A 17,012-nucleotide genomic window follows, 5' to 3' on the forward strand; every position below is an offset into this window, starting at 1 on the left:
TCCACGACGAACTCACGGATGTCGGGGGCGAGCAGCGACTCCAGGTCGATGTCGCTCGCGTGCTGCGAGGAGACGACCACCGTGTCCAGGCGGACCGCCTTGTCGCCGTCGTACTCGATGGTGACCTGCGTCTTGCCGTCCGGGCGCAGGTAGGGGATCGTGCCGTTCTTGCGGACGTCCGAAAGGCGCTTGGACAGGCGGTGCGCCAGGAAGATCGGGAGCGGCATCAGCGTCGGCGTCTCGTCCGTCGCGTAGCCGAACATCAGGCCCTGGTCGCCCGCGCCCTGCTTGTCGAGCTCGTCGTCGTCACCCTCGACCCGGGTCTCGTACGCCTTGTCCACACCCTGGGCGATGTCCGGCGACTGTGCGCCGATCGACACCGACACACCGCAGGAGGCGCCGTCGAAGCCCTTCTTGGAGGAGTCGTAGCCGATCTCCAGGATCGTGTTGCGGACCAGCGTCGCGATGTCCGCGTACGTCTTGGTCGTGACCTCACCGGCCACGTGCACCAGGCCCGTGGTGATCAGTGTCTCCACGGCGACCCGGGAGGTCGGGTCCTCGCGCAGAAGCGCGTCGAGAATGGTGTCGCTGATCTGGTCAGCGATCTTGTCGGGGTGACCCTCGGTGACAGACTCCGAGGTGAACAGTCGACGGGACACAACGCTCCCTGGGGTTGCAGCGGCTGCTGGCTGATCATTGTCGGACGACACGGGGGCTGCGCCCGGCGTCGTCCAAGAACAGCTTATCGGTCGTGCTCCGCCACCGGCCCACCCGTCTCGCCTCTCGGGAGCGCTGTGACCTGCGGCACGCGCATTCTGCCCAATGCCGAGCGGCATTGGCCAGTGCCGCCACGCGACAATGTCACCGGGGAAGGCGCCGTCGCATGGCCGAAACGAATCAGGCCAGACGGGGCCCGACCAGGTCCCAGACGATGTCGGCCAGCGCCTCCTTGGGGCCGTGGGGTACGGGCGTCTCACTGCCGTCCGCGCCCAGCACAACGGCCTCGTTCTCCTCGGCACCGAAGGTCTTGCGCTCCCCCACCTCGTTCACCACGAGGAGGTCGCATCCCTTGCGTGCCAGCTTCGCCCGGCCGTTGGCGAGAACGTCGTCCGTCTCGGCGGCGAAACCGACAATCACCTGTCCGGGGCGCGCCCGGTCGGCTGAGATCTCCGCGAGGATGTCCGGATTCCGCACCAGCACGACCGGCTCCGGGTCCTGGCCGTCCTTCTTCTTGATCTTCCCCGAGGCGTAGTTCGCGGGCCGGAAGTCCGCGACGGCGGCGGCCATCACCACCGCGTCGGCGTCCGCGGCCGCCTTCAGCACCGCCTCGCGCAGCTGCACGGCCGTGCCGACCGGGACGACGTCCACGCCGGCCGGGTCCGGCAGGCCGGTGTTCGCCGCGATCAGCGTCACCCGGGCGCCCCGCGCGGCGGCCGTACGCGCGAGGGCGTAGCCCTGCTTGCCGGAGGAGCGGTTGCCGAGGAAGCGGACCGGGTCGAGGGGCTCACGGGTGCCGCCGGCGGTGACCACGACATGCCGGCCCTTCAGGTCCGGCTCGGTGACGCCCCGGGCCAGCACCCGGCGGCAGACCTCGAATATCTCTGCGGGGTCGGGCAGCCGGCCCTTGCCGGTGTCGACGCCGGTGAGCCGGCCCACTGCCGGCTCGATCACGACGGCGCCGCGGCGGCGCAGCGTCGCCACGTTCTCCTGGGTGGCTGGGTGCTCCCACATCTCGGTGTGCATGGCCGGGGCGAAGACGACCGGACAGCGGGCGGTGAGGAGCGTGTTGGTGAGGAGGTCGTCGGCGAGGCCGTGGGCGGCCTTGGCGAGCATGTCGGCCGTGGCCGGAGCCACCACCACCAGGTCGGCGTGCTGGCCGATGCGGACGTGCGGGACCTCGTGGACGCCGTCCCAGACCTCGGTGGAGACGGGGTTGCCGGACAGGGCGGACCAGGTGGCTGCGCCGACGAAGTGCAGCGCGGAGGCGGTCGGGACAACGCGGACGTCATGACCGGACTCCGTCAGCCTCCGCAGCAGCTCACAGGCCTTGTACGCGGCGATGCCGCCGCTGACCCCCAGAACGACCCTTGGCTTGTCCACCGTGGCTCCCCGAACTCGACAACGTACGACTCAATGCTGCATCACGGGCCGGGAACGACCCCCGCACCCCCGAGCACACCACAGGCCCGGCAGTCGCGCTGCCGGGCCTGTGGATAAAGCCAACCGCAATCTGAAAGTACTACTGCGCCGGGCCCTCGATGGCCTCGGACGTCAGCAGACCTGCGTTGATCTCCCGCAGGGCGATCGAGAGCGGCTTCTCGTGGACGTGGGTGTCAACGAGCGGACCGACGTACTCGAGGAGGCCCTCGCCGAGCTGCGAGTAGTACGCGTTGATCTGGCGGGCCCGCTTGGCCGCATAGATCACGAGGCTGTACTTCGAGTCGGTGGCCTCGAGGAGCTCGTCGATCGGCGGGTTGATGATGCCCTCGGGCGCGGTGATGGAAGAGGACACGCTCTACCTTCCGAAAGATGGGAAAAGATCAGACACGATCACACAACGTCCATCAAGGCTAGCAGCTCGCGGGCCACGTCCTCGACGGAGGTGTTGACCAAGGTCACATCGAACTCCGGCTCGGCCGCCAGCTCGGTCTTGGCCGCCTCCAGGCGGCGCTCGATCACCTCAGGCGGCTCGGTGCCCCGGCCCGTGAGCCTGCGCACGAGTTCCTCCCAGGAGGGAGGAGCCAGGAACACCAGCTGGGCCTCCGCCATGGAGTCACGGACCTGCCGGGCGCCCTGGAGGTCGATCTCCAGGAGAACCGGCACACCGGCCTCCAGGTGTTCCAGCACGGCCGCACGCGGCGTGCCGTAGCGGTTGCCGGCGAATTCGGCCCACTCCAGCAGCTCGCTGTTGGCGATCAGCTTGTCCATCTCCTCGTCGGTGACGAAGAAGTAGTGGACACCGTGCTTCTCGCCGGGACGGGGCTGACGGGTGGTCGCCGACACCGAGAGCCAGACCTCGGGGTGTTCCTTGCGCATATGGGCGACGACCGTGCTCTTGCCGACCCCGGAGGGGCCGGAGAGCACGGTCAGCCGCGGACGTTCACTCATGCAGCGATTATTCCAGCAATCCCGGGTTGCCCGGGACGCCAGTCCCGGACTGCCCAGTACTCAGGAACCGGTGCTGCCGAACTCGCGCTCCAGGGAGGCGATCTGGTTCGAACCGAGGCCGCGCACGCGGCGGCTCTCGGAGATACCGAGTCGCTCCATGATCTGCTTGGCGCGGACCTTGCCCACGCCCGGCAGGGACTCGAGCAGGGCGGAGACCTTCATCTTGCCGATGACGTCGTTCTCCTGGCCCTGCTTGATGACCTCGTGAAGAGAGGCGCCGGAGTGCTTGAGTCGATTCTTGACCTCGGCCCGCTCCCGGCGAGCCGCGGCGGCCTTTTCGAGCGCGGCTGCGCGCTGTTCAGGGGTAAGGGGCGGAAGAGCCACGCCTACGTCACCTCGGATGTCGAACTGTCGGATACGGACCGGTGAGGAACCTAGTCGCCCCACACCTGGGGAGCCACGAGCAACACGCTTGCCCGTTCTCCCCCACTACCTAATGGGTGTGGGGGTGTCCCCACTGCTCGGAGACTAGCGGTCGAGACCGCCAGAGTCAGCGAGAACAGCGGAAAAGTCCTGGTCAGCCTCCGTCAGGCCGGACATTTCAGACATACTGCCCCGGATTTGAGGATGTATTCAGACTCAGGACGTCCAGGCGTCCCTCACCGGAACACCCTTCGGACACATACCCAAGCCCCGACGGAGACTCATCGGAGGACTCAGACGGCCGTCACGGCCGCCCTGATCTCCTCCGCAAAGCGATCCGCGGCCGAGCGCAGCGCTCCGACCTCGGGACCGTGACGCAGAACACCCCGGCTGACGTTCGGCACGACATTGCGCACCGCCGCCCCGAAGACCCCGGGAAGATCAGCGGGGGTCGCCCCCTGGGCGCCGATGCCGGGGGCGAGGAGCGGACCGTTGATGTCGAGGTCGTACGACGACAGGTCGCCGAGCGTGGCGCCCACGACCGCCCCGAAGGAGCCCAGGGGCTCCTCCCCCGCGTTCTCGGCCGCCAGGTGGGCCAGCATCGTCGCGCCGATGTTCCGGCCGCCGGCCCGCACCGCGTGCTGCACCTCGCCGCCCTCCGGGTTGGAGGTCAGCGCCAGCACGAACAGACCCGCGCCGCTCTCCCGCGCCAGCGCGATCGCCGGGCTCAGCGAGCCGTAGCCGAGGTACGGCGAGACGGTCAGGGCGTCCGAGAACAGCGGGGCGTCCTTGTGCAGGAAGGCCTCGGCGTAGGCGGCCATGGTCGAGCCGATGTCGCCGCGCTTGGCATCCATGACGACCAGCGCACCGGCCGCGCGTGCCTCCTCGACGGTCCTCTCCAGGACGGCGACGCCCCGCGAACCGAAGCGCTCGAAGAACGCGCTCTGCGGCTTGAGCACGGCCACCCGGTCGGCCATCGCCTCGACGACCGTGCGGCTGAACCGCTCCAGGCCGGCGATGTCGTCGTTCAGTCCCCACTCCGTGAGCAGCGACGCGTGCGGGTCGATGCCGACGCACAGCGGGCCGCGCTCGTCCATGGCCCGGCGCAGGCGTGCGCCGAAGGGTTCCAGGGCGGTCATACCGTCTTTCCTGCCTTCCTGACATCGGCGCCGACCGCGTCGGCGAGGGTCGCGTACGGGCTCGTACGGAGCCGGGCGGCGAGCCCCTTGTGGATGGCGCGGCCCCAGAAGGGCCCCTCGTAGATGAAGGCGCTGTAGCCCTGGACCAGCGTGGCGCCCGCCAGGATCCGCTGCCAGGCGTCCTCGGCGTTCTCGATGCCGCCCACGCCCACCAGGGTGATCCGGTCGCCCACGCGCGCGTACAGCCGGCGCAGGACCTCCAGGGAGCGCGCCTTCAGCGGGGCGCCGGACAGCCCGCCGGTCTCCTTGACGAGGGACGGGTCCGACTTCAGACCGAGCCCCTCGCGCGCGATGGTGGTGTTCGTGGCGATGATCCCGTCCAGGCCGAGCGCAACGGCCAGGTCGGCCACGGCGTCCACGTCCTCGTCCGCGAGGTCCGGCGCGATCTTCACCAGCAGCGGCACCCGGCGGTGGGACACCGTGCGGTCGGCGGCCTCGCGCACGGCGGTCAGCAGCGGGCGCAGCGCCTCGGTCGCCTGCAGGTTGCGCAGCCCGGGCGTGTTCGGCGAGGAGACGTTGACCACCAGGTAGTCGGCGTACGGCGCGAGCCGCTCGGCGGACTTCACGTAGTCGCGCACGGCCTCCGCCTCCGGGACGACCTTGGTCTTGCCGATGTTCACGCCCACGACGGTCCGGAAGACCGGCTCACGGGTCGCGAGGCGGGCGGCGACGGCGAGGGAGCCGTCGTTGTTGAAGCCCATGCGGTTGATCAACGCACGGTCCGGGACGAGGCGGAACAGTCGCTTCCTGGGGTTTCCGGGCTGCCGCTCGCCCGTCACCGTGCCGATCTCGACGTGGTCGAAGCCCAGCATCGCCATTCCGTCGACGGCGACGGCGTTCTTGTCGAAGCCGGCGGCGAGGCCGAAGGGGCCGTGCATCCGCAGTCCCAACGCCTCCGTCCGCAGCTCCTTGTAGCGGGGCGCGAGGGCGGCCGCGAGGAAGATGCGCAGCACCGGGACGCGGACGGCGAGGCGGATCCAGCGGAAGGCCAGGTGGTGGGCCTGCTCCGGGTCCATCCGTTTGAAAACCAGACGGAAGAAAAGCTTGTACATGTCGGTGTCCTCATGAAGAGGGGGACACCGTTTTCCGGTGTCCCCCTCAGGGCTGCTAGTCGCGGGCCGCGGTCAGGTGTTCCGCGTGTTCCTGGAGCGAACGCACGCCCACGTCGCCGTGGTTGAGGGCGTCGATGCCCTGGACCGCGGCGGCGAGCGCCTGCACCGTCGTCAGGCAGGGCACGGACCGTGCCACGGCCGCCGTACGGATCTCGTAGCCGTCGAGGCGGCCGCCGGTGCCGTACGGGGTGTTGACGATCAGGTCGACCTCGCCGTCGTGGATGAGCTGGACGATCGTTCGCTCGCCGTTCGGTCCGACGCCCTCCGACTGCTTGCGCACGATGGTGGCGTGGATGCCGTTGCGCTTGAGGACCTCGGCCGTGCCGGACGTGGCCAGCAGCTCGAAGCCGTGCGCGACGAGTTCACGGGCCGGGAAGATCATCGAGCGCTTGTCCCGGTTGGCGACCGAGATGAACGCCCGGCCCTTCGTCGGCAGCGGGCCGTAGGCACCCGCCTGGGACTTGGCGTAGGCGGTACCGAAGACGGAGTCGATGCCCATGACCTCGCCGGTGGAGCGCATCTCCGGGCCGAGCACGGTGTCCACCCCGCGGCCGTGGATGTCACGGAACCGCGACCACGGCATGACCGCCTCCTTGACGGAGATCGGCGCGTCGAACGGCAGCTCGCCGCCGTCGCCGGTGGCCGGCAGCAGCCCCTCGGCGCGCAGCTCGGCGATGGTCGCACCCAGCGAGATCCGGGCGGCGGCCTTGGCCAGCGGGACCGCGGTCGCCTTCGACGTGAAGGGGACGGTGCGGGACGCGCGCGGGTTGGCCTCCAGGACGTAGAGGATGTCGCCCGCCATCGCGAACTGGATGTTGATCAGACCCCGCACGCCCACGCCCTTGGCGATGGCCTCGGTCGAGGCGCGCAGCCGCTTGATGTCGAAGCCGCCCAGCGTGATCGGGGGCAGCGCACAGGCCGAGTCGCCGGAGTGGATGCCGGCCTCCTCGATGTGCTCCATGACGCCGCCGAGGTAGAGCTCGTGGCCGTCGTAGAGGGCGTCGACATCGATCTCGATCGCGTCGTCGAGGAACCGGTCGACCAGCACCGGGCGCGACGGGCTGATCTCCGTCGACTCCGCGATGTAGGAGGACAGCCGGGTCTCGTCGTACACGATCTCCATGCCGCGTCCGCCCAGGACGTACGACGGGCGGACGAGCACCGGGTAGCCGATCTCGTCGGCGATGGCCTTGGCCCCGGCGAAGGTCGTGGCGGTGCCGTGCTTGGGGGCCGGGAGGCCCGCCTCGGCCAGCACCCGCCCGAAGGCACCCCGGTCCTCGGCCGCGTGGATGGCCTCGGGGGACGTGCCCACGATCGGCACGCCGTTGTCCTTGAGCGCCTGCGACAGACCCAGCGGCGTCTGGCCGCCCAGCTGGACCACCACACCGGCGACCGGACCGGCCTGCCGCTCCGCGTGGACGATCTCCAGCACATCCTCGAGGGTCAGCGGCTCGAAGTAGAGGCGGTCGGAGGTGTCGTAGTCCGTGGAGACGGTCTCCGGGTTGCAGTTGACCATCACGGTCTCGTACCCGGCGTCGCTGAGCGCGAAGGAGGCGTGGACGCACGAGTAGTCGAACTCGATGCCCTGCCCGATCCGGTTCGGACCGGAGCCGAGGATGATGACCGCGGGCTTCTCGCGCGGCGCGACCTCGGTCTCCTCGTCGTAGGAGGAGTAGAAGTACGGCGTCCGCGCCGCGAACTCGGCGGCGCAGGTGTCGACCGTCTTGTAGACCGGCCGGATCCCGAGCGCGTGGCGGACCTCGCGCACGACGTCCTCGCGCAGCCCGCGGATCTCGCCGATCTGCTGGTCGGAGAACCCATGCCGCTTGGCCTCGGCCAGCAGCTCCGGGGTGAGCTCGGCGGCCTCGGCCAGCTCGTCGGCGATCTCCTTGATGAGGAAGAGCTGGTCGACGAACCACGGGTCGATCTTCGTGGCCTCGAACACCTCCTCCTGCGTGGCGCCCGCGCGGATGGCCTGCATGACCGTGTTGATCCGGCCGTCGGTGGGCCGTACGGCCTCGCGCAGCAGTTCGTCCTTCTGGCCCGCCTCGCCGACGAAGGTGAACTGGCTGCCCTTCTTCTCCAGCGAGCGCAGCGCCTTCTGGAAGGCCTCGGTGAAGTTGCGGCCGATGGCCATGGCCTCGCCGACCGACTTCATGGTGGTGGTGAGGGTGGAGTCGGCCTGCGGGAACTTCTCGAAGGCGAAGCGCGGGGCCTTCACGACGACATAGTCGAGGGTCGGCTCGAAGGAGGCCGGGGTCTCCCGCGTGATGTCGTTCGGGATCTCGTCGAGGGTGTAGCCGACGGCGAGCTTGGCCGCGATCTTGGCGATCGGGAAGCCGGTCGCCTTGGACGCGAGGGCCGAGGAGCGCGACACGCGCGGGTTCATCTCGATGACGATGACCCGGCCGTCCTCGGGGTTCACCGCGAACTGGATGTTGCAGCCGCCGGTGTCGACGCCGACCTCGCGGATGACGGCGATGCCGATGTCCCGCAGGATCTGGTACTCGCGGTCGGTGAGGGTCATCGCCGGGGCGACGGTGATCGAGTCACCGGTGTGCACGCCCATGGGGTCGAAGTTCTCGATGGAGCAGACGACCACGACGTTGTCGTGCTTGTCGCGCATCAGCTCCAGCTCGTACTCCTTCCAGCCGAGGATGGACTCCTCCAGGAGCACCTCGGTGGTCGGCGAGAGGGTCAGACCCTGGCCCGCGATACGGCGCAGCTCGTCCTCGTCGTGGGCGAAGCCGGAGCCGGCGCCGCCCATCGTGAAGGACGGGCGGACGACGACCGGGTAGCCGCCGAGCTGCTCGACGCCCGCGAGGACGTCCTCCATGGAGTGGCAGATGACCGAGCGGGCGGACTCGCCGTGGCCGGTCTTCTCCCGGACCGCCTCGACGACCAGCTTGAACTGGTCGCGGTCCTCGCCCTTGTGGATGGCCTCGACGTTGGCGCCGATCAGTTCGACGCCGTACTTGTCCAGGACGCCGTTCTCGTGCAGCGAGATGGCGGTGTTGAGGGCCGTCTGGCCGCCCAGGGTGGGCAGCAGCGCGTCCGGCCGCTCCTTGGCGATGATCTTCTCGACGAAGTCCGGGGTGATCGGCTCGACGTAGGTGGCGTCGGCGATCTCCGGGTCGGTCATGATCGTCGCCGGGTTGGAGTTCACGAGGACGACGCGCAGGCCCTCGGCGCGCAGGACGCGGCACGCCTGGGTGCCGGAGTAGTCGAACTCGGCGGCCTGGCCGATGACGATCGGGCCGGAGCCGATGACCAGGACGGACTGGATATCGGTGCGCTTAGGCACGCTGGCCCTCCATCAGGGATACGAAGCGGTCGAACAGGTAGGCGGCGTCGTGCGGACCCGCGGCTGCTTCGGGGTGGTACTGGACGCTGAAGGCCGGCTTGTCGAGGAGCTGGAGGCCCTCCACCACGTTGTCGTTGAGGCAGACGTGGGAGACCTCGACGCGGCCGAAGGGGGTGTCGGAGACCTGGTCGAGCGGGGCGTCCACGGCGAAGCCGTGGTTGTGCGCGGTGACCTCGACCTTGCCGGTCGTGCGGTCCTGCACCGGCTGGTTGATGCCCCGGTGGCCGTACTTCAGCTTGTAGGTGCCGAAGCCGAGCGCGCGGCCGAGGATCTGGTTGCCGAAGCAGATGCCGAAGAGCGGGGTGCCGCGCTCCAGCACCGCCCGCATGACGGAGACGGGGTGGTCGGCGGTTGCCGGGTCGCCGGGGCCGTTGGAGAAGAACACACCGTCGGGGTCGACGGCGTAGACGTCCTCGGCGGTGGCCGTGGCGGGCAGCACGTGCACCTCGATGCCGCGCTCGGCCATGCGGTGCGGGGTCATGCCCTTGATGCCGAGGTCGACGGCGGCGACGGTGTACTTCTTCTCCCCGATCGCGGGGACGACGTACGTCTCCTTGGTGGCGACCTCGGCGGAGAGGTCGGCGCCCTCCATCTCGGGGGCCTGGCGCACCTCGGCCAGCATCGTGCCCTCGTCGGGCAGCGCGTTGCCGGAGAAGATGCCGACGCGCATGGCGCCGCGCTCGCGCAGATGGCGGGTGAGCGCGCGGGTGTCGATGCCGCTGATGCCGACGATGCCCTGGTGGCGCAGTTCCTCGTCCAGTGACCGCTTGGCGCGCCAGTTGGAGGGCACGCGCGCGGGGTCGCGCACGACGTAACCCGCGACCCAGATCCGCTTCGACTCGGGGTCCTCGTCGTTGACGCCAGTGTTGCCGACGTGCGGGGCAGTCATCACGACGACCTGGCGGTGGTACGACGGGTCGGTGAGGGTCTCCTGGTAGCCGGTCATGCCGGTGGAGAACACGGCTTCGCCGAAGGTCACCCCCGCGGCCCCGTAGGCGCGGCCGCGGAAGATCCGGCCGTCCTCCAGGACGAGTACGGCGGGAGCCGTCTTGTGCCTCTGCGAGGCGGCTCCCTTGGTGGAGGTCGTCATCGTTCGGCGCCTTCCGTGCTGTTTGTCTTGATCATGGAGTTGATGGTGTCGACCCACTCGTTGTGCTCGGCCGCGCGGTCGGAGCGGAAGCCGGAGTCGATCAGCCGGTCCCCGTGGGCCCAGGTGACCACGAGCAGGCCGCCCTCGGTGAGGACCTTGCCCGCGATGCCCTTGTCGAGCCGGGCCTCGCGCAGCGCGGCGGCGGGGACGAAGAAGTCGGCCGCTGCGGGGCGTACGACGTCGAGGCCCGCGTCCGTCAGGGTGAGCTCGGCCCGGCTGCGGGTGCCGAGGCCGTGGGCCACGATGCGGTCCAGCCACTGCCCGGCGGTGGTGGAGCCGTGGTAGCGGCCGCTCATGCTCAGTGTGGCCGGGCCGAGGTCGTCCGGCGCGCTGGGCAGCTCCGGGATGTCGCCCTGGAGGGTGCCCCGCCACTTCCAGCCCTCGCGCATCAGCCAGTAGACGAGCGCGACGAACAGGACGAGTCCGACGAGCCAGCCGGCGCGGGCGGCCCAGTCGGTGACCTCGGCCGACTTCTTCTCGGCCAGGTCGGCGGCCAGCAGGATTACAGGTGTCACGTGAGCTTCCCGTCGACGAGCGTCGCCTTGCCCCGCAGCCACGTGTGGGTGACACGGCCCGGCAGCTCACGTCCCTCGTACGGGGTGTTGCGGCTGCGCGAGGCGAAGCCCGCGGGGTCCACCTGGCCACGGTATGCGGTGTCGACGAGCGTGAGGTTGGCGGGCTCGCCTGCCGAGACGGGACGGCCGTGGCCCTCGGCCCGTCCGATCAGCGCGGGCTTGACGGACATGCGGTCGGCGACGGCGGCCCAGTCCAGCAGGCCCGTGTCGACCATGGTCTCCTGGACCACCGACAGCGCGGTCTCCAGGCCCACCATGCCCATGGCGGCCGCGGCCCACTCGCAGTCCTTGTCCTCGTGCGGGTGCGGGGCGTGGTCGGTGGCGACGATGTCGATCGTGCCGTCGGCGAGCGCCTCGCGCAGGGCCAGCACGTCGCGCTCGGTGCGCAGCGGCGGGTTGACCTTGTACACCGGGTTGTAGGTGCGCACCATCTCATCCGTCAGGAGGAGGTGGTGCGGGGTCACCTCGGCGGTGACGTCGATGCCGCGGGACTTGGCCCAGCGGACGATCTCGACGGACCCGGCGGTCGACAGATGGCAGATGTGGACGCGGGAGCCGACGTGCTCGGCGAGCAGGACGTCGCGGGCGATGACCGACTCCTCGGCGACGGCCGGCCAGCCGCCCAGGCCGAGTTCGGCGGAGACGACGCCCTCGTTCATCTGGGCGCCCTCGGTCAGCCGCGGCTCCTGCGCGTGCTGGGCGACAACGCCGCCGAAGGCCTTCACGTACTCCAGTGCGCGGCGCATGATCACGGCGTCGTCGACGCACTTGCCGTCGTCGGAGAAGACGGTCACGCCCGCCGCCGACTCGTGCATCGCGCCCAGTTCGGCGAGCTTCTTGCCCTCCAGGCCGACGGTGACGGCGCCGATGGGCTGCACATCGCAGTAGCCGTGCTCCTGGCCGAGCCGGTAGACCTGCTCGACGACACCGGCGGTGTCGGCGACCGGGAAGGTGTTGGCCATGGCGAACACGGCCGTGTAACCACCGCTGGCGGCGGCGCGCGTGCCGGTCAGCACGGTCTCGGAGTCCTCGCGGCCCGGCTCGCGCAGATGGGTGTGCAGGTCGACCAGGCCCGGCAGCAGCACCTGGCCGGCGGCCTCGATCACCTGCGCGCCGTCGGCGCTCAGTCCGACGCCGACCTCGGCGATCGTCTCGCCGTCGATCAGCACGTCCTGCGGCTCGCCGCCGAGCACCTTCGCACCACGGATCAGGATCTTGCTCATGGGTCCTACTTCTCCTCAAGGGTGCGGGCGTGGGTGACGGCGGGTTCGTTGCCGCCCAGCAGCAGATACAGAACGGCCATCCGGATGGAGACTCCGTTCGCCACCTGCTCGACGACGGTGCAGCGCTCGGAGTCGGCGACCTCGGCGGTGATCTCCATGCCGCGGACCATGGGGCCGGGGTGCATCACGATGGCGTGCTCGGGCATCTTGGCCATGCGGTCGCCGTCGAGGCCGTAGCGCCGCGAGTACTCGCGCTCGGTCGGGAAGAAGGCGGCGTTCATGCGCTCGCGCTGCACGCGGAGCATCATCACGGCGTCGGACTTCGGCAGGGTGCTGTCGAGGTCGTACGACACCTCGCAGGGCCAGTTCCCGACGCCGACCGGCACCAGCGTGGGCGGGGCGACCAGGGTGACCTCGGCGCCGAGGGTGTGCAGCAGGTCGACGTTGGAGCGGGCGACGCGGCTGTGCAGCACGTCCCCGACGATGGTGATGCGCTTGCCGGCGAGGTCCTGGCCGAGCCCGGCGTCCCGGCCGATCAGCCGGCGGCGCATGGTGAAGGCGTCGAGCAGGGCCTGGGTGGGGTGCTGGTGGGTGCCGTCACCGGCGTTGATGACGGCCGCGTCGATCCAGCCGGAGTTGGCCAGGCGGTAGGGGGCTCCGGAGGCGCCGTGCCGGATGACGACGGCGTCGACGCCCATCGCCTCCAGGGTCTGGGCGGTGTCCTTCAGGGACTCGCCCTTGGAGACGCTCGACCCCTTGGCGGAGAAGTTGATGACGTCCGCGGACAGGCGCTTCTCCGCGGCTTCGAAGGAGATCCGGGTCCGCGTGGAGTCCTCGAAGAAGAGGTTGACGATCGTGCGGCCGCGCAGGGTCGGCAGCTTTTTGATCGGCCGGTCGGCGACCCGGGCCATCTCCTCGGCGGTGTCGAGGATCAGGACGGCGTCGTCGCGGGTGAGATCGGCGGCCGAGATGAGATGACGCTGCATCTGTCAGGCTCCGTAAGGCAGTTCAGGTTTTGGGAGATTCCGGGCAGGCGGGGGCGCGGGTGCGGGGCGTACGTCGGGTGCCGTACGCCGGTGCGCTACTGCCGCTCGCCCGGGGCGGCCGGCTTCGCACCGAGCAGCACGGTGTCGCGACCGTCCTCCTCGGCGAGCTGGACCTTGACCGTCTCCCGCAGCGACGTGGGGAGGTTCTTGCCGACATAGTCGGCGCGGATGGGCAGTTCGCGGTGGCCGCGGTCGACGAGAACCGCGAGCTGGACCGCCCGGGGGCGCCCGATGTCGTTCAGGGCGTCGAGGGCGGCGCGGATCGTGCGGCCGGAGAAGAGCACGTCGTCGACGAGGACGACCAGCCGGCCGTCGATGCCGTCACCGGGAATGTCGGTGCGGGCCAGCGCACGCGGCGGGTGCATGCGCAGGTCGTCGCGGTACATGGTGATGTCGAGGGAGCCGACCGGGATCTTGCGGTCGGTGACCTCTTCGAGCTTGGCGGCGAGCCGCTGGGCGAGGAAGACGCCCCGGGTCGGAATGCCGAGGAGCACCACGTCGTCGGCGCCCTTGGCGCGCTCGACGATCTCGTGGGCGATACGGGTCAACACCCGTGCGATGTCGGGCCCTTCGAGAACGGGCCGCGCATCGGACGCTTGAATGTCCTGCTTGTCCATACGAAACGGACCTCCTTCTCCGCCTCACGGGACGGACCTTAAAGGACGTCGGATTTGCGCCATCCACGGTAGCAGGTCGCGGCGACGCCCCTGATCACCCCTATGGCGTAATGGGCCACCGCTACCACGGAAGAGTCGGTGTGGACCGTTCGGCTTGACGCGCGGGCGTCACGCTGCGTAACCTCACAGTGAGTTACCAGCCGCGCGGCTCGGAACCACAGCCGGCCGCGTCGACACAGTGTCCGGGGAGCCATATGTCCAGCGAATACGCCAAACAGCTCGGGGCCAAGCTCCGGGCCATCCGCACCCAGCAGGGCCTTTCCCTCCACGGTGTCGAGGAGAAGTCCCAGGGACGCTGGAAGGCGGTCGTGGTCGGTTCGTACGAGCGCGGCGACCGCGCCGTAACCGTGCAGCGCCTTGCGGAACTGGCCGATTTCTATGGTGTTCCGGTGCAGGAGCTGCTTCCGGGCACCACCCCGGGCGGCGCGGCCGAGCCGCCGCCGAAGCTGGTCCTGGACCTGGAGCGGCTCGCCACGGTCCCGGCCGAGAAGGCCGGCCCCCTGCAGCGGTACGCGGCGACGATCCAGTCCCAGCGCGGCGACTACAACGGCAAGGTGCTGTCGATCCGGCAGGACGACCTCCGCACACTCGCCGTCATCTACGACCAGTCGCCCTCGGTCCTGACCGAGCAGCTGATCAGCTGGGGTGTCCTGGACGCGGACGCGCGCCGTGCCGTGGCCACCCACGAGGAGAGCTGAGCCCGCTCAGCACTTGTGCAGAAACGTGCCGCCGGGGTGGCCGGAACTTCATGGTTCCGGCCACCCCGGCGGCTTTCTGCGGGCCTCACAGGGCTCACACGTACGAATACGCCAGAGGGCCCGCAGCAGTCGCGCTGCGGGCCCTGTGGCGTTTGTACCGCTGAGGCCTTCGATGCCTCTTGGGCCTCGTTCCGGCTTACGCCTCGTCCCGGCGCAGCGAGGGCTTGAGCTCCTTCAGCCGCCCGAGCAGGCCGTTGACGAACGAGGGCGACTCGTCCGTGGAGAACTCCTTCGCCAGCTGCACCATCTCGTCGAGGACGACGGCGTCCGGGGTCTCGTCGACCCAGATCAGCTCGTACGCACCCAGCCGCAGGATGTTGCGGTCGACGACCGGCATGCGGTCGAGCGTCCAGCCGACCGCGTACTGGGCGATCAGCTCGTCGATGCGCCGCACGTGCTGCGCGTAGCCCTCGACCAGCTGCATCGTGTACTCACTCACCGGCGGCTGCCGGTCGTCGGTCCGGGAGAGCCGGATCCAGTCCGCGAGGACCGTCAGGACATCGGCCCCGCGCTGATCGCCCTCGAAGAGGATCTGGAAGGCGCGCTTGCGGGCCGTGTTACGGGCAGCCACGGTTAGCTGTTCACCCGGCCGAGGTAGTCGCTCGTACGGGTGTCGACCTTGATCTTCTCACCGGTGGTGATGAAGAGCGGGACCTGGATCTGGTGACCGGTCTCCAGGGTGGCGGGCTTGGTGCCACCGGTGGAGCGGTCACCCTGGACGCCCGGCTCGGTCTCCTGGATGGTCAGCTCGACGGCGGCCGGGAGCTCGACGAAGAGCACCTCGCCTTCGTGCTGGGCGACGACGGCCGTGAAGCCCTCGATCAGGAAGTTCGCGGCGTCGCCGACGGTCTTCCGGTCGATGTGCAGCTGGTCGTACGTATCCATGTCCATGAAGACGAAGTACTCGCCGTCCATGTACGAGAACTGCATGTCGCGCTTGTCGACAGTGGCCGTCTCGACCTTGACGCCGGCGTTGAAGGTCTTGTCGACCACCTTGCCGGACAGCACGTTCTTGAGCTTGGTGCGCACGAAAGCGGGGCCCTTGCCGGGCTTGACGTGCTGGAACTCGACGACGGACCAGAGCTGGCCGCCTTCGAGCTTGAGCACCAGGCCGTTCTTGAGGTCGTTCGTGGAAGCCACGGTTGCGGAATCTCCTGGACTGACGTGGACGACCCCGGGGCACGCACCTGCCTAGAGGGCGAGCAGCTCCTTGGTCGTGATGGTGAGTAGCTCGGGTCCGCCGTCCGCCTCGGGGCGCACGACGAGCGTGTCATCGATCCGGACACCGCCCCGGCCCGGGAGGTGGACCCCCGGTTCGACGGTGACCGGCACGCAAGCGTCCAGTTTACCCATGGCTGCGGGAGCCAACTGCGGGTCCTCGTCGATTTCGAGTCCTACCCCATGTCCCGTGAGCGGCTGCAGGCCTTCTCCGTACCCTGCCGAATCCAGTATCTGCCGTGCGGCCCGGTCCACGTCACGGTAGGCCGCACCGGGTGCCAGGGCCTCCCGGCCTGCGCGCTGAGCGGCGAAGACCAGGTCGTACAGCTCGATCTGCCAGTCGGCAGGCGAGGTACCGATGACGAAGGTACGGCCGATCTCGCAGCGATAGCCGCGATAGGTGGCGCCCAGACAGACGGAGAGGAAGTCGCCCTCCTCGACGCGCCGGTCGGTCGGGCGGTGGCCGCGGCGGCCGGAGTTCGGCCCGGTGGCCACGGAGGTGGGGAAGCCGGGGCCGTCGGCGCCGTGGTCGACGAGCCGCCGCTCCAGTTCCAGGGCGAGGTGCCGTTCGGTGCGGCCGACCAGGATGGACTCCAGGAGCTCGCCCAGCGCCTGGTCGGCGATCTCGGCGCCGATCCGCAGGCAGGAGATCTCCTCCTCGTCCTTGACGACCCTGAGCTGTTCGACGGCTCCGCCGAGGTCGGCGAGGCGCAGCTCGGGGGCGGTCGAGGCGAGCGCCCGGTGGCGGCTGACCGTGAGGTGGTGTTCCTCGACGGCCATGGAGTCGGCGTCCTGGGCCGTGGCGAGCCCGGCTGCCGCGACCGCCGGGTCGCCTCCCCTGCCGGACAGGATGTGCACCCTCAGGTTCTCGTCCGGCCGCCCTTCGCAGGGGCGGTCGTCGGGCGGGCCGGCGCACACCAGGAGATCCTCGCGTCTGCCGAGCAGCAGTACGGCACCCTGCGGGGACGCGCCCGCGAGGTACCGCACGTTGGCGGGGCATGACACCAGCGCGGCGGGGCTGCCGCCGGCGTTGCAGCGTTCTTTGAGCCTGGCTCGGCGGGCCGCGTACACCTCTGACATGACACGAGCGTAGGAGCGGTGGGCGGATTGTGCCGGTTGGGAGGGTGCGGTCGGGGGACGGAGTGGATTCGGCCGCGAG

17 protein-coding genes are annotated in these 17,012 nt (G+C 69.8%); 1 reads left to right on the forward strand and 16 read right to left on the reverse strand.

Going from position 1 to position 17,012, the window contains the following annotated elements:
* The 13 genes from ACZ4EG_RS21165 to pyrR all read right to left on the reverse strand — a co-directional run.
* On the reverse strand, positions 1-659 hold a 659-nt coding region (locus ACZ4EG_RS21165), incomplete at its 3' end, for an S-adenosylmethionine synthetase N-terminal domain-containing protein (RefSeq protein WP_467791682.1).
* Positions 660-897: 238 nt separating this feature from the next.
* Positions 898-2,100 carry a bifunctional phosphopantothenoylcysteine decarboxylase/phosphopantothenate--cysteine ligase CoaBC gene (gene coaBC / locus ACZ4EG_RS21170; RefSeq protein ID WP_467791683.1) on the reverse strand — a complete coding sequence of 401 codons (1,203 nt, stop codon included), beginning with the start codon at positions 2,098-2,100 and terminating at the stop codon, positions 898-900.
* Between the two features lie 139 nt (positions 2,101-2,239).
* On the reverse strand, positions 2,240-2,512 hold the full coding sequence (gene rpoZ / locus ACZ4EG_RS21175) for a DNA-directed RNA polymerase subunit omega (protein WP_005319902.1): 273 nt from the start codon (positions 2,510-2,512) through the stop codon (positions 2,240-2,242).
* A 38-nt stretch (positions 2,513-2,550) separates the two neighbouring features.
* Entirely contained in the window at positions 2,551-3,108 is a 558-nt protein-coding gene (gene gmk / locus ACZ4EG_RS21180) for a guanylate kinase (protein WP_453558032.1), read from the reverse strand.
* Positions 3,109-3,168: 60 nt separating this feature from the next.
* Positions 3,169-3,492 carry an integration host factor gene (locus ACZ4EG_RS21185; RefSeq protein WP_003977346.1) on the reverse strand — a complete coding sequence of 108 codons (324 nt, stop codon included), beginning with the start codon at positions 3,490-3,492 and terminating at the stop codon, positions 3,169-3,171.
* A 332-nt stretch (positions 3,493-3,824) separates the two neighbouring features.
* Positions 3,825-4,670 (reverse strand): orotidine-5'-phosphate decarboxylase, encoded by an 846-nt coding sequence (pyrF, locus tag ACZ4EG_RS21190; protein ID WP_363296848.1) that lies wholly within the window; start codon positions 4,668-4,670, stop codon positions 3,825-3,827.
* Positions 4,667-5,782, reverse strand: coding sequence for a quinone-dependent dihydroorotate dehydrogenase (locus ACZ4EG_RS21195; protein ID WP_467791684.1), 1,116 nt, complete (start codon positions 5,780-5,782; stop codon positions 4,667-4,669). The genes pyrF and ACZ4EG_RS21195 overlap by 4 nt, the downstream gene beginning before the upstream one ends.
* A gap of 55 nt (positions 5,783-5,837) precedes the next feature.
* The gene (carB, locus tag ACZ4EG_RS21200; RefSeq protein WP_453558036.1) at positions 5,838-9,146 is read right to left on the reverse strand and encodes a carbamoyl-phosphate synthase large subunit; all 3,309 of its coding nucleotides are present in this window, start codon (positions 9,144-9,146) and stop codon (positions 5,838-5,840) included.
* Positions 9,139-10,296, reverse strand: a complete 1,158-nt coding sequence (gene carA, locus ACZ4EG_RS21205; RefSeq protein ID WP_453558038.1) for a glutamine-hydrolyzing carbamoyl-phosphate synthase small subunit — start codon at positions 10,294-10,296, stop codon at positions 9,139-9,141. The genes carB and carA overlap by 8 nt, the downstream gene beginning before the upstream one ends.
* A complete protein-coding gene (locus ACZ4EG_RS21210) occupies positions 10,293-10,871 on the reverse strand; it encodes a PH-like domain-containing protein (RefSeq protein ID WP_467791685.1) in 579 nt (192 codons plus the stop codon). Before ACZ4EG_RS21210 ends, carA begins: the two co-directional genes overlap by 4 nt.
* Positions 10,868-12,154, reverse strand: coding sequence for a dihydroorotase (locus ACZ4EG_RS21215; protein WP_467791686.1), 1,287 nt, complete (start codon positions 12,152-12,154; stop codon positions 10,868-10,870). The genes ACZ4EG_RS21210 and ACZ4EG_RS21215 overlap by 4 nt, the downstream gene beginning before the upstream one ends.
* A gap of 5 nt (positions 12,155-12,159) precedes the next feature.
* Positions 12,160-13,140, reverse strand: coding sequence for an aspartate carbamoyltransferase catalytic subunit (locus ACZ4EG_RS21220; protein WP_263206597.1), 981 nt, complete (start codon positions 13,138-13,140; stop codon positions 12,160-12,162).
* A 95-nt stretch (positions 13,141-13,235) separates the two neighbouring features.
* A complete protein-coding gene (pyrR, locus tag ACZ4EG_RS21225; protein WP_453558045.1) occupies positions 13,236-13,817 on the reverse strand; it encodes a bifunctional pyr operon transcriptional regulator/uracil phosphoribosyltransferase PyrR in 582 nt (193 codons plus the stop codon).
* A gap of 254 nt (positions 13,818-14,071) precedes the next feature.
* Between pyrR and bldD the strand changes: the two genes are divergently transcribed.
* Entirely contained in the window at positions 14,072-14,575 is a 504-nt protein-coding gene (gene bldD / locus ACZ4EG_RS21230) for a transcriptional regulator BldD (protein WP_086170636.1), read from the forward strand.
* 196 nt (positions 14,576-14,771) lie between these two features.
* Here the strand turns inward: bldD and nusB are convergent, their stop codons facing one another.
* The 3 genes from nusB to ACZ4EG_RS21245 are packed head-to-tail and all read right to left on the reverse strand — an operon-like array spanning position 14,772 to position 16,933.
* Entirely contained in the window at positions 14,772-15,206 is a 435-nt protein-coding gene (gene nusB, locus ACZ4EG_RS21235; protein WP_453549432.1) for a transcription antitermination factor NusB, read from the reverse strand.
* Between the two features lie 2 nt (positions 15,207-15,208).
* Positions 15,209-15,775, reverse strand: a complete 567-nt coding sequence (efp, locus tag ACZ4EG_RS21240; protein WP_046726575.1) for an elongation factor P — start codon at positions 15,773-15,775, stop codon at positions 15,209-15,211.
* Between the two features lie 51 nt (positions 15,776-15,826).
* The gene (locus ACZ4EG_RS21245; RefSeq protein WP_467791687.1) at positions 15,827-16,933 is read right to left on the reverse strand and encodes an aminopeptidase P family protein; all 1,107 of its coding nucleotides are present in this window, start codon (positions 16,931-16,933) and stop codon (positions 15,827-15,829) included.
* Between the last annotated feature and the right edge of the window lie 79 nt (positions 16,934-17,012).

The sequence above is a fragment of the Streptomyces sp. NPDC025638 genome (assembly GCF_055558775.1).

Excerpts from the sequence above, each read along its gene's own strand:
- gmk (WP_453558032.1), bottom strand. The coding sequence starts at position 3,108 with ATGAGTGAACGTCCGCGGCTGACCGTGCTCTCCGGCCCCTCCGGGGTC.
- pyrF (WP_363296848.1), bottom strand. The coding sequence starts at position 4,670 with ATGACCGCCCTGGAACCCTTCGGCGCACGCCTGCGCCGGGCCATGGAC.
- ACZ4EG_RS21195 (WP_467791684.1), bottom strand. The coding sequence starts at position 5,782 with ATGTACAAGCTTTTCTTCCGTCTGGTTTTCAAACGGATGGACCCGGAG.
- carA (WP_453558038.1), bottom strand. The coding sequence starts at position 10,296 with ATGACGACCTCCACCAAGGGAGCCGCCTCGCAGAGGCACAAGACGGCT.
- ACZ4EG_RS21215 (WP_467791686.1), bottom strand. The coding sequence starts at position 12,154 with ATGAGCAAGATCCTGATCCGTGGTGCGAAGGTGCTCGGCGGCGAGCCG.
- ACZ4EG_RS21220 (WP_263206597.1), bottom strand. The coding sequence starts at position 13,140 with ATGCAGCGTCATCTCATCTCGGCCGCCGATCTCACCCGCGACGACGCC.
- pyrR (WP_453558045.1), bottom strand. The coding sequence starts at position 13,817 with ATGGACAAGCAGGACATTCAAGCGTCCGATGCGCGGCCCGTTCTCGAA.
- bldD (WP_086170636.1), top strand. The coding sequence starts at position 14,072 with ATGTCCAGCGAATACGCCAAACAGCTCGGGGCCAAGCTCCGGGCCATC.
- ACZ4EG_RS21245 (WP_467791687.1), bottom strand. The coding sequence starts at position 16,933 with ATGTCAGAGGTGTACGCGGCCCGCCGAGCCAGGCTCAAAGAACGCTGC.